Raw genomic sequence first — 13,687 nt, forward strand, 5'->3', positions numbered from 1 at the left:
TTACTTGATGGAGCGCCACAACATGATGGCCCAGTCTTTGGCGCCCAATTCGGGGCGATTCATGAATACATCGTAGCCGCTCGCCTCGATCCGCTCCAGGACGCGCAGCCCGCCTTGCACCACCAGGCGCAACTCCAGGCCGATGCGGCCCGGAAGGCGGCGCGCCAGCGGAGCGCCGAAGTGTAGCAGCGCGCGTGTGCGGTCAACCTGGAAGGCCATCAGCTCGCGCCACGCCGGCGTAAGCCGGCAGGCGGCCAGGTCTTCATCCGACACGCCGTGGCGGCGCAGGTCTTCCTGCGGGAGGTAGACGCGGTGCTTGTGCCAGTCCACCCGCACGTCCTGCCAGAAGTTCACCTGCTGCAGGCCGGTGCTGATGGCGTCGGACTCGGTGATGTTCTGCGGCGTGCTGGCATCGAAGAGGTGCAGCATCAGTCGCCCGACCGGGTTGGCCGAGCGGCTGCAGTAATCCATGAGGGTGGTGTAGTCCTCGTAGCGCTTGACCGTCAGATCCTGCTCGAAGGCGGAAAGGAGGTCGTAGAACGGCGTGATCGGCAACTGGTGCCGGGCGATCGTCTGCGCCAGCGGCCCGAAGATGTCGGACAGGGGCGGCAGGCCCGGCGCCGGGGGCGTGCCGGGTTCGGCGCCGATGCGGTGCAGCTCGGTGCGGAACGTGGCGAGCTGGGCCAGGCGCTCCTCGTCGGTCGCGCTGCCTTCGTCGGCAATGTCGTCCGCGGCGCGGGCGAACCGGTAGATATCGGTCACGGCGCCGCGCAGCCTGCGCGGCAACAGCAGCGAGGCAACGGGAAAGTTCTCGTAGTGATCGATGGACATAAAAAGAGGCCAGTGGGCAGGAATGGACCTGCAAAGACGGCGTAAAGCGGAAAACGGTCTCATTTTAGAGTAGTCGCCCGCGCTTGATCCGGCGCGCCGCCGCCGGGGGCGGCGATCAGTTAGACTTGGACGCCACAGGATCCCACACCATGCCGCGCCCAATATCCGCCACCGTTTCCGTTTCCGCCCTTGCGCACAATCTGGCCACCGTGCGCCGCCACCTGGACCAGACCGCCGCCGCGGCCGCCGGGCTGCCGCCGTCGATCTGGGCCGTCATCAAGGCCAACGCCTACGGCCACGGTATCGAGCAGGCGGTAGCGGGCTTTTCCAAGGCGCAGGGCCTGGCCATGCTGGACCTCGAAGAAGCCGTGCGTTGCCGCGAGGCCGGCTGGGGCGGGCCGATCCTGCTGCTGGAAGGCTTCTTCAACCCGTCCGACCTCGACATCGTCGACCGCTACCATCTCAGCAGCACGGTCCACCACCGCGACCAGCTCGACATGCTGGCCCGAGCCCGCCTGTCCCGGCGCGTGGACATCATGCTCAAGCTCAACAGCGGCATGAACCGGCTGGGGTTCAGCCCGGCGGCGTTTCCCGCCGCCTACGAGCGCGCCGCGCTGCTGCAACAGCAGGGCACGCTGGGCTCGGTCGGCAAGATGACCCACTTCGCCTGCGCGGATGGTCCGCAAGGCGTGAACGAACAGCTCAGCGTCTTCAATTCGGTGACGCATAAGCTGCCCGGCGCGATCAGCGTGTGCAACTCGGCCGCCGCCCTGCGCTTTGCCGACATCGCCGTCGGCTCCGAAAGCCAGGCGCACTGGGTGCGGCCGGGCATCTGCCTCTACGGCGCGTCGCCTTTCGCGGATGCCGAAGCGTCCTCTTTCGGCCTGAAGCCCGCCATGTCGCTCCGCTCGGAAATCATTGGGGTCCAGGAAATCAAGGCCGGCGACTCCGTCGGCTACGGCGCACTGTTCCGCGCCGAACGCGCCATGCGCATCGGCATCGTGGCCTGCGGCTACGCCGACGGCTATCCGCGTCACGCCTCCACCGGCACCCCGGTCGTGGTGGCGGGTATCCGGACCCAACTGCTGGGACGGGTGTCCATGGACATGCTGGTCGTGGATCTGGGGCCCGTGCCGTCCGCCAGGGTCGGTTCGCCCGTGTCGCTATGGGGCGAAGACGGCCCCTCGGTGGACGAAGTCGCCAGCGCGGCCGGAACCATCGGCTATGAACTGCTGTGCGCCCTGGCGCCGCGCGTCCCGGTCACCCGGGACGTCTGATCCCCCCGCGCCACGGCGTCCAGGGGGCAAGAATTGCTACGCAAATTACAAGACACGCGGCGCCGGATGGTGTCTACTTTGGAAACCGGGCGCTCAGGCGCCCGTTTTTGACCAAGAAAACAGACTGCGAGGTTTCAATCCATGAAGGACAAATGCGTGCTCATTACGGGCGCCACCAAAGGCATAGGCTGGGCGCTTACTCAGCGGTTGTCCGACATGGGCTGTCACGTGGTTGGTATCGCGCGCAACACGACCGACGTCGATTTCCCGGGCTACCTGTACGCCTGTGATCTGGCCGACGCCGGCCGCACCGAAGAGGTCCTGCGCGAAATCCGCGAAAAATTCCCGGTCGACGCCGTCGTCAATAATGTCGGCATCGTGTCGCCCCAGCCGCTGGGCGAGATCGATCTGGCCACCCTGTATAACGTGCTGGACCTGAACGTGCGCGTGGCGGTGCAGGTCACGCAGGCCTTCATTGAATCCATGAAGGTGCGCCGCGCCGGCCGCATCGTCAATGTGGTCAGCCGCTCCATCCACGGCGCGCTGGACCGCACGGCGTATTCCGCCGCCAAGAGCGCGCTGGTGGGTTGCACCCGCACGTGGGCGCTGGAATTGGCCGAATACGGCGTCACCGCCAACGCGGTCGCGCCGGGTCCCATCGAAACCGAAATGTTCCGCGCCACCCGGCCTGCCGGCAGCGACAACGAAAAGCGCGCGCTGGCTTCCGTGCCCATGAAGCGCCTGGGCACCCCGGCCGAAGTGGCCGCGGCCATCGCCTTCCTGCTGTCGGACGACGCCGGTTTCATCACCGGACAGGTGCTGGGCGTGGACGGCGGCGGCAGCCTGGCGGGCCGCTCCTGAATTTTGCCGCTGCAAGTGTGAACAACGCACCCCACGGGGTGCGTTTTTTTTGGCTGGCGCAAGCATGGCGGCGTTCAGCCGGGCTTGTATAATAATAACTATCATTTCCATTTTGGATGCTCGCCGTGTCGGACCGAGAGCACGCAGTTGGCGCATCGCTTTCCGCCCTGTACACCGCGCATTGCGGCTGGTTGCAGAATTGGCTGAATCGCCGTCTTCAGGACAATCACCAGGCCGCCGACCTGACCCAGGACACCTTTCTGACCTTGCTGGTGCGCCGGCACGCCATCGCGGATGTGCGTGAGCCCCGGGCATTCCTGACCACCATCGCGCGCGGCCTGCTGATCGATTTCTGGCGGCGCCGGGACATTGAACTGGCCTGGGCCGAAACACTGGCCGCGCGTCCCGAGATCACCCACCCATCCCCCGAAGTGCAAGTCCAGGCGCTCCAGGCGCTGGTCGAGATCGACCGCAAACTGCATCGCCTGGGCGTGCGCGCGCGCGCCGCTTTCCTGATGCACCGCATCCACGGCATGACGCATCCCGCCATTGCAGCGGAGCTGCGCGTGTCCGAGCGGACGGTGCGCAACGACATCGCGCAGGCCATGCTGTGCTTTTTGCTCGATACCGACCTGCAACCCGCTGGTGTGTATGGCGAAGAGGCAGGACGTTGATGGGCGCCGCCGCCGTCGATCCGCGCATTCTTGAGGCTGCCGCGCAGTGGTATGCGCTGCTGAGCTCGGGGGCGGCCAGCGAGCAGGAGCGCGCACGCTGGCAAGCATGGATGGACGCCGACAATGCGCATCGCCGGGCGTGGCAACGCGTCGAGGATGTGGGCGCGCAGTTCGATGCGCTGGTCGCCCAGCCGATGGGACGTGAGGCCAGCCTGGCCAGCCTTAATGCCGCCGCGCAGGGCCGGCGCGAGCGCCGCCGGCTGCTGACGGTTGCGCTGATTGCAGGCGCGACGGGATTGCTGGGCCTGGGCATTGCGCAGTCGCCAGCCGGCCGTCGAACCTGGGCGGCCTGGCAGGCGGACCTGGTCACGCCGGTGGGCGGATCGAAAGAAATCCGGCTTGCCGACGGCACGCTGATCCAACTCAATACCGATACCGCAGTGAAGGTCGATTACACCCGCGACCAGCGCCGCCTGGTGCTGCTGCGCGGCGAGATCATGATCGCCACCGCGCCCGACCCCGGGCGCACCTTCGTGGTGGACACGCCAGAAGGGCGGTTGCAGGCGCTGGGTACGCGGTTCAACGTGCGCAGCCTTGACGGCGAAACCACGCTCGCCGTGCTGGAGGGCGCGGTGCAGGCGCATTTTGCGGGGGCGCCGCCCGCCGGGATTCGAGTCGATGCCGGCATGCGGATGCGTGGCGGATCGCAAGGCATGGACGCGCCGGCAGCGCTGCGGGCCGACGACCACAACTGGACACGCGGCATCGTGCAGTTCGAGGAGGCGCCGTTGGCGCGGGTGGTCGCGGAACTGGCGCGTTACCGCCGCGGGCATCTCGGCTGTGCCGATGACGTGGCGGCGCTGCCCGTCACGGGCACGTTTCCGCTGCATGACAGCGATCGCGCGCTGCGCCTGCTGAGCCAGGCACTGCCCGTGCGCATCAGCCAGCCGCTGCCGTGGTGGACGACCCTCCAAGCCCGCTGAACCCTCGCTGTTACAAAATAGTTTGCCGCTTTTGCCGCGCTCATCCGGCCTATGGGCAATTCAACACCCATATCGCGGATTCGTGGCATGACCAACCCCCTCACTGTTTTCCCCAACCTTCCGAGCCGCCGCGCGCGCATCGCCCCGCTGGCGCTTGCCATCGGCGTGATGCTGAGCGGCGGGGCGCCCCTGGGCGTCGTGCACGCGCAGTCCATCCAGACGCAGGTCCGCGACTACGACATCCCGGCCGGACCGTTGAGCCAGGTGCTCAATCTGTTTTCCGCCGAAGCCGGCCTCTTCGTCAGCGGCCACGGCGATCTGAGCAGCGGCCGGCAGAGCCCCGGCGTGCGCGGCCGGTATACGCCCGAGGCCGGGATGGCCGCGTTGCTGACCGGCACTGGTCTCGTGGCGGAACGTCTGCCCGATGGCGGCTTCGTCCTGCGGCAAGGCCGCCAGGACGTGACGCTGCTGGAGCCGATTGCGGTGACCGCCCAGATCGAACGCCCGGATGGCCCGGTGCTGGGCATCGCCGCCACGAACAGCGCCACGGCCACCAAGACCGATACGCCGATCATCGAAACGCCGCAGTCGATCTCGGTGGTGAGCGCCGCGCAGATCAGCGATCAGAAGGCGCAAAACCTGCAGCAGGCGCTGGGCTATACGCCCGGCATCATGCCCGGCATCGTCGCCAAGAGCTCGATGTTCGAAGACACGATGAGCATCCGCGGCTTCGAAGCCAACCCGCAGACCGGCAGCTATTACCGCGACGGCATGCGCTACATGATCAATCAGTACAACGGCAAGCAGGAGCCGTACGGACTGGAGCGGGTGGAAGTGCTGCGCGGGCCGTCATCCGTGCTGTATGGCGCCGCCGCGCCGGGTGGCATCGTCAACACCGTGACGAAGCGTCCGCCCGGCGAAACGATGGGCGAGATCAATCTGGACGGCGGCAGTTTCGATCGCCGTCAGGTGTCGGCGGACATCGGCGGTCCGATCGATGAGGCCGGGGTGTGGTCCTATCGCCTGACCGGCCTGTTCCGCGAGAGCAAGCAGTTCATCGACTACAGCGCCGACGATCGCACCTACATCGCGCCCGCGTTGACGTGGCGCCCGTCAGCGGCCACCTCGGTCACGCTGCTGGCCAACTATCAGCGCAGCAAGACGATCAATCCGACGGAGGTGCCGGTCACCGGCTCGCTCTGGACCAACCCGAACGGACAGGTTCCGCGTTCGCGCTTTCTGGGTGAGCCCAACAACAACCGCTTCGATGTCGAATCGACGTCGTTGGCCGTGCTGATCGAACATGCGTTCAATGACACGCTGAAGTTCCGCCAGTCGATGCGCTACTACGACGCGGACCTGACGATGCGCTACGTGCTGCTGCAAGGCGACGTGGACGCCGCGACGCAGCGCAGGGTGGCGCGTTCGGCACGCGGTTTCGATGACCGCACCACGGTGCAGACGATCGATACCAACATCGAAAAGCGATTTGAAACGGGGCCCGTGACGCAGACGATTCTTGCGGGCTTCGATTACACGCGCTCCACCTACAACAGCGACCGCCTGCGCGGCAATCTGCGGCCCATCGACGTCTTCGATCCGGTTTATATGCCCGGCGATGTCGTGGTCCTGCCCTGGCAGCAGCGCCGCAACACCGAGCATCGCCTTGGCATCTACCTTCAGGATCAGTTGAAGATTGCGGACAAGGTGGTGGTGCTGCTGGGTGGACGGTATGACAACGTGCGCGCCGAGAACCGCGCCTTGCACGCGCCGTCCACCAATTCGAACGACAAGGACACCGCCTTCACCGGCCGCGCCGGCGTGGTGTATCTGGCGGACAATGGCCTGGCGCCGTACGTCAGCTTCAGCCAGTCGTTCGAACCCACCAGCGGACGCGACCGCACCGAAGGCGCCTTCGAGCCCAGCCGCGGGACGCAGTACGAAGTCGGCATACGATATCAGCCCGCCGGACAAGACATCATGCTGAGCGCGGCGCTGTTCAACCTGGAGCGCAAGAACGTGCTCACGCCGGATCCGGTGGATCCGACCTTTCTGGTGCAGACCGGCAAGGTGCGCTCGCGCGGCCTGGAGCTCGAGGCGCGCGTACGCGTCACGCCGCAAATCGATGTGATTGCCGCCTACACCTACACCGACGCCCGCGTGGTCAAGAGCAATCTGCCGGGCGAAGAGGGCGAGCGCTTCAACACGCCTCTGCACGCTGCTTCCCTGTGGACCGACGTGAACCTGTCGGAGTGGGTGCTGATGGGACTCAAGGCCGGCGCCGGCGTGCGCTATGTCTCGGCGCGTCCCGACCGGCCGTCCAGCGGTTCGCTCGGCGGCGCCGGCTACACGCTGATCGATGCGCGCGTCAGTTATGAAAGCGGCCCGTGGCTCTACGCGCTCAACGTCACCAACCTGACGGACAAGACCTACATTCCGTCGATCTGCTACGGCGGCGTGTGCGACTACGGCGAGCCGCGCCGCATCATCGGCACGGTGAGCTACCGCTGGTGAACGTGCGCGCCGCGCTGCTGCGGCTGCATCGCTGGACCGGCCTGGTGCTGGCCGGCTTTCTTTGCCTGGTGGCGCTGACCGGCATCCCGCTGGCGTGGTACGACACGCTGGACGCCGCCACCGCGCCGGCCTTGCATCGCGTGGCGCCGCCTTCGGCGGATGCCGCGCGGCTGGACGCGTTGACCCTGCGGGAACACGTCGCCCGGCTCGCGCCCGCCGCGGCGATGCCCGCCACGCCGCTCGGTGGACAGGACGGCCGCAGCGTGCCGTTCCCGGTCTGGCTGCACGAGGAAGGCGCGGGCGCGCCGGTGCTGCACGAGGTCTTCGTCCACCCGTACTCCGGCGCCATTCTGGGCCAGCGCCGCTGGGGCGATCTGCGGGAAGGGCTGCGCAACCTGATGCCGTTCCTGCATCGGATCCACACGGCCCTGCTGTTCGAGGGTATCGGCGAGCTGTTGCTCGGCATCGTCGCCTTGGCGTGGACGCTGGATGGATTTGTGGGCGCGTGGCTTACGCTGCCTGCCCGGCCCCGAGCGCGCAAGCCGGCGTCCTCCGCGTGGCAGCGCTGGGCGCCCGCCTGGCGCATCCGCTGGCAGGGTGGTCCGCATAAGCGCAACTACGATCTGCATCGTGCCGGCGGGCTGTGGCTATGGGCAGCGCTGACGCTGATGGCATGGAGCAGCGTCGCGCTGAACCTGCCCTCCATTTACGATCCGGTGATGCGTGCCGGTCTGACCTATCAGGCCGATCCCCGGCGCGGCGCGGCCGTGGCGGCGGGTGACCCGATGCCGCCTGCTCAGGCCCGCGACGCCGGGCGGCGGCTGATGGCGGAACTGGCTGCCCGCGAAGGCTTCGTCGTGCTCGGCGAACACTGGCTGGCGCTGGATGCGCGCCGCAAGCTGTATCGCTACAGCGTGCGCAGCAGCCGGGATCTGCGCACGCGTAGCGGCGCGACGTCGGTCGTGTTCAATGCGGTGAATGGGCAGCTCGTGGGCAGCCATCTTCCAACGGGCAGGGCCGCCGGCGATACCGTCAAGCATTGGCTGACCAGCCTGCACATGGCGGCGTTCTGGGGCTGGCCGTTGCAACTGACGGTGGCGCTGGTCGGCGTGGTTACGCTGGCGCTAAGCGTGACCGGGGTCTGGCTGTGGTGGACGCGCCGCCGCGCACGTCAGTACGGACCCTTGCTTGCGCCGACGGCGGCCAGTTCCTTGAACTCGCCGGCCAGCGCCTCGGCCGCGCGCGCCAGCAGTACGGCGTCCACGCCCACCGCCACGAAGGTCGCGCCCAAGGACAGGTAATGCTTGGCCTGCGTCACGCCGCTGTGCAGGATGCCTGCCGCCTTGCCGGACCGCACGATGCGCGCGATGGCATCGTCGATGGTCTTCTCGACCACGGGATGCTCCGGCTGGCCCAGGTAGCCCATGCTGGCCGACAGGTCGGCGGGTCCGATAAAGACACCATCCACGCCGTCCACGGCCAGGATCTCGTCAAGCGCCGCGATGCCGTCCGGGGTTTCGATCTGCACCAGCACGCACATCTGGTCGTTGGCGCGTTCAAGGTAGTTGGGAATGCGATTCCAGCGCGACGCGCGCGCCAGCGCACTGCCCACGCCGCGGATGCCCTGCGGCGGATAGCGCACGGCAGCAACCGCGGCGGCCGCTTCCTGTGCCGATTGGATCATGGGCACCAGCACGGTCTGCGCGCCGGTGTCCAGGATCTGCTTGATCTGGACGGGGTCATTCCAGGCCGGACGCACCACGGGGGCAACCGGATACGCCGCCACGGACTGCAATTGGGCGAGGGTGGAGTCGAGCGTATTGGGCGCGTGCTCGCCGTCGATCAGCAGCCAGTCGAACCCGGCGCCCGCAAGGATTTCCGAGGTGTAGGCGCTGGCCAGGCCGGCCCACAGGCCGATCTGGGGTTTGCCGTCGCGCAGGGCTTGCTTGAACGTATTGGTCAGGAGGTCCATGGACTGGGGATCGCGTGGAGGGAGGAGAGGGGATTGACGTTCAGGGCGTACCGGCATCGCGGGTGGGGCCGTCGCGCTTGATGAGGTCGACCATGGCGTCCACATCGGTGTACAGGCGCTCCAGCAATTCCTTGCCGATCCTTTCTTCGATTTCCTGGTACTTCGCGTCGACCTGGGGCCGCATGCGGTCGATGAGCTTGTTGCTTTTGGCGGTCAGGGAGATTTCCTGGCGGCGCTGGTCGGCGCTGGACCGCGTGCGCTTGATGAGCCCTTGCTCTTCCATGCCGGCCAGCATGCGCGTGAGGCTGGGGCTCAGGATCTGACAGGCCCGGGCGATCTGATTGGGTTCCAGTGAGCCCACCTCGCTCAGCGTGCGCAAGACCCGCCATTGCTGTTCGGTGACGCCGGCTGCGTGCAGGATGGGGCGGAAATGCGCCATCAGCGTTTCGCGCGCGTAGAGCAGCAAATGGGGAAGATTGCGGTGGTGGAAGCTCGGACTCATGGCGGCTATGTTAGCAAGAAGCCGCCCAAAAAATGCTCAATTATTCAGGCCTGAACGAGGCCTGCCCCGGCGCGGCGGCGGGCCGGGGCAGGGGCAGGTCAGGGGGGCGGACCAGCGGCGCAGTCAGGCCGCAGTCAGGAGGCAAAGCCAAAGCCGCATTGGGACTGGCGAGGGCCAATCCCGGACGTCACGCCGGGTTCTGACGGGACAGTTCCTGCAGGTCGTCAGGCAGCGCAAAATCGGGCGCGCCCCGCTGCAGCTCGCGCAACGCCTGCACGGCGTCTTCTTCGCGGTCGTCCACGATCAGGCCACGGATCTGGGCCACGCGCGCCTCGATGTCCTGTTCGGTAAAGGCTGCAACCTGCTGTGCTTCTGCCGGGGCCTCCTGCGCGGCTGCTTGCGCGGATTCCTGCGCAGCCGTTTCAGGGGCCGCGGGCTCGGCGGGAGCTGCGGCCGCGGCGGGTTGCGCCGCTGCAGGATGGGTCGATGCGGGTTGGGTCGATGCAGGTTGCGACACCGCCGGCTGTGCCGGGACGGCTGGTTCCTGTTGCAGGGCGACGACGCGGCGCAGGGGCGACGGATCGCTGGCCGGCGCGGCGGACGCGGAAGGCGCAGCCTGCGCGGCGTCGCTTTCCTGCACAGCCACCAGTTGCATCTGAGGCTCGGTGTCCTCGATGGCCTCGCGCATGTCGGTCCATGCAAAAAGGCCTGCGACCATCACGGCGCAGGCGGCGGCGCCCCAACCGGGATGCCAGCTATGGCCGGGGTGCCATCTGCGTCGTACCGCGGCATCCAGTTCCGGATTGGCGCCGGGACCCGGCTTGCGGTACAGGGCGCGCAGATCCCGTTCATCGTCTTCGTCAAAAGGGGGGCGATAAGTAATGCTCATGCGCGTACTCCTCGCACATACGCCGGGTGGCACAGCGTATCCGCGTTCGACCTTTGCGAGCGCCGCGCCGGTGGTCCGGCGTCTGGTCGTGCTGGGGTCATGTTCCGGTTTGAGCGGTCTCGTGAAAGGCCGCGAGTGATTGCGCCGCGATTCCCCACGCAGTGCGTCGCAAGGACGTCCGTCGTGAAGTATGCCGTCCGGTCGGGACGGTTCGACAATATGCGCTGCACCTGGCGATTATGCGCGATTTGAAACGGATCGGGCAGGAAATTTCTTCTGTTTGCATCATGTAACCACTGCGCTGGGCGGTTTGTGAAAGCTGTCTGAAAGAAATGCCTTTCGCCCGTGCGCAATCGGTGTGCCAAAACGATCTCGGTACTGGCGCAGCGCCCGCAGGTTGCCGGGTACACTTTCGCGCATGGCAAAAACCCGAACCGTATATGTGTGCGCCGATTGCGGCGGCACCACCCCCAAGTGGCAGGGAAAATGCCCGCATTGCAACGCGTGGAACACGCTTGAAGAAACGGTGGAATCGTCCGCGCCCGCGGCCGCTGCCCATCGTTATGCGCCGCTGGCCTCGTCCAGCCCGGTGCGCAGCCTGTCCGAAATCGAGGCCCGCGAAACCCCGCGCACGCCCACCGGCCTGGACGAATTCGACCGCGTGCTTGGTGGCGGCCTGGTGGCCGGCGCGGTGGTGCTGATCGGCGGCGACCCCGGCATTGGCAAGTCGACGCTGCTATTGCAGGCGCTGGCTTCGCTGTCAGAGTCCACCAACGTGCTGTACGTCACGGGCGAAGAGTCCGCCGAACAGGTCGCGCTGCGCGCGCGCCGGCTTGGCCTGCAAACCGGCAACGTCAATTTGCTGGCCGAAATCCGCCTCGAAGCCATCCAGGCCGCGGTGTCGGAACAGAAGCCGTCGGTTGCCGTCATCGACTCGATCCAGACGCTGTACAGCGGCGAACTCACCGCGGCGCCGGGCTCGGTCTCGCAGGTGCGCGAATGTGCCGCGCAACTGACGCGGCTGGCCAAGCAGACGGGCATCGCGATCGTCATGATCGGCCATGTCACCAAAGACGGCGCGCTGGCCGGCCCGCGCGTGCTGGAACACATCGTGGATACCGTGCTGTATTTCGAGGGCGACACGCATTCGTCGTTCCGCCTGGTGCGCGCGTTCAAGAACCGCTTTGGCGCCGTCAACGAACTGGGCGTGTTCGCCATGACCGACCGCGGCCTGCGCGGCGTGGCCAATCCGTCCGCCTTGTTCCTGTCTCAACACGAACAGCAGGTCGCGGGCTCGTGCGTCATGGCCACGCAGGAAGGCACACGCCCGTTGCTGGTCGAAATCCAGGCGCTCGTCGACAGTTCCCATGCGCCCAATCCGCGCCGCCTGACGGTCGGCCTGGAAGGCAACCGGCTTGCCATGCTGCTGGCCGTGCTGCACCGGCATGCGGGCGTGTCCACCTTCGACCAGGACGTGTTCGTCAACGCGGTGGGCGGCGTGCGCATCACCGAACCCGCGGCCGACCTGCCGGTGCTGCTGGCCATCATGTCTTCGCTGCGCGACCGGCCGCTGCCGCGCGGTCTGATCGCGTTCGGCGAAGTCGGTCTGGCCGGCGAGATCCGTCCCGCCCCGCGCGGGCAGGAGCGCCTGCGCGAAGCCGCCAAGCTCGGCTTTTCGGTGGCCCTCATCCCCAAGGCCAACGCGCCGCGCCAGCCCATCGAGGGCCTGGAGATCTGGGCGGTAGACCGGCTGGACGCGGCACTGGAAAAGCTGCGCTGATGCGTGGCGTCGTTGGTTGGAGCAATACGTGAGTCTGTTCGTCATCGCCGCATGCCTGGCCGCCGGCTGCATGATCGGTTTCATGGGCGGCGTGCTGGGTATCGGGGGCGGGCTGATCGCCATTCCGGCCCTTGTCCTGCTGATGGGCATGTCGCAGCAGCTCGCGCAGGGCACGGCGCTCATCATGGTCTTGCCGACCATCATGATGGCCGTGCGCAAATACAACCAGCAGACGCGCATCGACAAGCGCGTCGCGTTGGCCGGTGCGGCGGGCGCCGTGGTGTTCACGTGGGTGGGCGCGCAGATGGCGCTGGGCATCGACTCGACCTTGCTGCGCCAGAGCTTCGCGGTGTTCCTGTTTTTCATCGCGCTGTTCTACGTCTGGCAGACGTGGCGCGCCTCGCGCCCGGCGGCCCATCACGCACCGCGGCCGACACGCGCCACGCCCGTCTTCACGCCGCGGCGCGCCAGCGTGCTGGGCATGCTGTGCGGCACGCTTGGCGGGTTCTTCGGCGTGGGCGGCGCGGTGCTGGCCGTTCCCATCATCACATCGGTCTTCCGCCTGCCGCAGACCGCCGCGCAAGCGCTCGCGCTCAGCATGGTGATTCCGGGCTCGATGATCGCGCTCGTCACCTACACGTGGGCAGGGCAGGCCAACTGGATGGTCGGCGCGCCGCTTGCGATCGGCAGCCTCATCTTCGTGCCCATCGGCGTGCGGCTTGCGTACCGGCTTCCTGAACGCAAGCTGAGAGCTTGCTTTGCGCTGATGCTGTTTGCCACCGTCGCGCTGTTGGCGTTTGAAGGTTAAACCGACAAAAGAATAGCCGCCCCGCCGCCCGGGGCAAACGCCTCGGGGAGCAGCAAGCGAGCGAAGCGAGTGCGGCGTGGGGGCGACAAGAATAGCCGCCCCGCCGCCCGGCCGCCCGAAGGCGGGGCAGCCCCCTCGGGGGGCAGCAAGCGAGCGAAGCGAGTGCGGCGTGGGGGCAACAATTTTTTAGAGACCGAAAAATTGTGGTTCGGTGTTGAACCTTCTTGGCGGGCAAGCTTCCAACCGCATACGGGCCTAGCGGCATCGTGCCGCCCCGTAACGGAAAAGGGCATCTGCCCTTCACCAACCAGGAGTACTTACATGACGACTCACTCCCGCATTGCTGCGTTTCTTTCCACTTCGGCCCTGTGCCTTGGCCTCGCTGCCGCGCCGTCGGCGTTCGCGGCTGGCGCCAGCAAGACCGGCGACACCAAGACCCAGGCGCATCACAAGCATCACAAGGCTGACAAGTCGTCCGCCAAGCATTCAGCAGGCGCAGCGACCAACCACAAGTCCGGCGCCACGACGCCGACCAAGTAACCGCGCCGGGCGGCGACGCCCACGTTCCTTTGCGCGACAAAGACTGACCGGACACG

At 67.0% G+C, this 13,687-nt stretch carries 12 protein-coding genes and 1 pseudogene; 9 read left to right on the forward strand and 4 right to left on the reverse strand.

Translation table 11 applies throughout. The annotated features are described in order from the left end of the window. A complete protein-coding gene (gene hpnC / locus KW836_RS21610) occupies positions 1-831 on the reverse strand; it encodes a squalene synthase HpnC (protein WP_218344716.1) in 831 nt (276 codons plus the stop codon). A gap of 149 nt (positions 832-980) precedes the next feature. Here hpnC and alr point away from each other — a divergent pair, with 149 nt between their 5' ends. From alr to KW836_RS27980, 6 genes and pseudogenes are all read left to right on the forward strand, one after another. Further along, on the forward strand, positions 981-2,108 hold the full coding sequence (alr, locus tag KW836_RS21615; protein ID WP_218344717.1) for an alanine racemase: 1,128 nt from the start codon (positions 981-983) through the stop codon (positions 2,106-2,108). Between the two features lie 141 nt (positions 2,109-2,249). After that, positions 2,250-2,969: an SDR family oxidoreductase gene (locus KW836_RS21620; protein WP_175123506.1), complete on the forward strand. Its 720-nt coding sequence runs from the start codon at positions 2,250-2,252 to the stop codon at positions 2,967-2,969. Between the two features lie 125 nt (positions 2,970-3,094). After that, entirely contained in the window at positions 3,095-3,643 is a 549-nt protein-coding gene (locus KW836_RS21625) for a sigma-70 family RNA polymerase sigma factor (RefSeq protein ID WP_239215806.1), read from the forward strand. Continuing rightward, positions 3,643-4,626, forward strand: a complete 984-nt coding sequence (locus KW836_RS21630) for a FecR domain-containing protein (protein ID WP_218344718.1) — start codon at positions 3,643-3,645, stop codon at positions 4,624-4,626. The genes KW836_RS21625 and KW836_RS21630 overlap by 1 nt, the downstream gene beginning before the upstream one ends. An 87-nt stretch (positions 4,627-4,713) precedes the next feature. After that, positions 4,714-7,140, forward strand: coding sequence for a TonB-dependent siderophore receptor (locus KW836_RS21635; protein ID WP_255596047.1), 2,427 nt, complete (start codon positions 4,714-4,716; stop codon positions 7,138-7,140). A gap of 2 nt (positions 7,141-7,142) precedes the next feature. Continuing rightward, positions 7,143-8,288, forward strand: a pseudogene (locus KW836_RS27980) (PepSY-associated TM helix domain-containing protein); the annotation flags it as partial. 23 nt (positions 8,289-8,311) lie between these two features. Here the strand turns inward: KW836_RS27980 and hpaI are convergent. The 3 genes from hpaI to KW836_RS21650 form a co-directional block, all read right to left on the reverse strand. Then, complete coding sequence (gene hpaI / locus KW836_RS21640; protein WP_175123500.1) at positions 8,312-9,112, reverse strand: 4-hydroxy-2-oxoheptanedioate aldolase; 801 nt, start codon at positions 9,110-9,112, stop codon at positions 8,312-8,314. 40 nt (positions 9,113-9,152) lie between these two features. After that, positions 9,153-9,614: a homoprotocatechuate degradation operon regulator HpaR gene (gene hpaR, locus KW836_RS21645; protein WP_105239511.1), complete on the reverse strand. Its 462-nt coding sequence runs from the start codon at positions 9,612-9,614 to the stop codon at positions 9,153-9,155. A gap of 187 nt (positions 9,615-9,801) precedes the next feature. Beyond that, positions 9,802-10,503, reverse strand: a complete 702-nt coding sequence (locus KW836_RS21650; RefSeq protein ID WP_218344719.1) for a hypothetical protein — start codon at positions 10,501-10,503, stop codon at positions 9,802-9,804. A gap of 418 nt (positions 10,504-10,921) precedes the next feature. On the opposite strand from KW836_RS21650, the gene radA reads away from it, so the two are divergent. The 3 genes from radA to KW836_RS21665 all read left to right on the forward strand — a co-directional run bounded on the left by radA (position 10,922) and on the right by KW836_RS21665 (position 13,631). Beyond that, complete coding sequence (radA, locus tag KW836_RS21655; protein ID WP_175123498.1) at positions 10,922-12,283, forward strand: DNA repair protein RadA; 1,362 nt, start codon at positions 10,922-10,924, stop codon at positions 12,281-12,283. A gap of 28 nt (positions 12,284-12,311) precedes the next feature. After that, the gene (locus KW836_RS21660; protein WP_175123497.1) at positions 12,312-13,091 is read left to right on the forward strand and encodes a sulfite exporter TauE/SafE family protein; all 780 of its coding nucleotides are present in this window, start codon (positions 12,312-12,314) and stop codon (positions 13,089-13,091) included. 321 nt (positions 13,092-13,412) lie between these two features. Next, positions 13,413-13,631 carry a hypothetical protein gene (locus KW836_RS21665; protein WP_175123496.1) on the forward strand — a complete coding sequence of 73 codons (219 nt, stop codon included), beginning with the start codon at positions 13,413-13,415 and terminating at the stop codon, positions 13,629-13,631. The last annotated feature ends 56 nt before the right edge of the window (positions 13,632-13,687 follow it).

Origin of the sequence: Achromobacter sp. ACM05 (assembly GCF_019218915.1) — a bacterium.
Taxonomy (GTDB): Bacteria; Pseudomonadota; Gammaproteobacteria; order Burkholderiales; family Burkholderiaceae_B; genus Achromobacter; species Achromobacter animicus.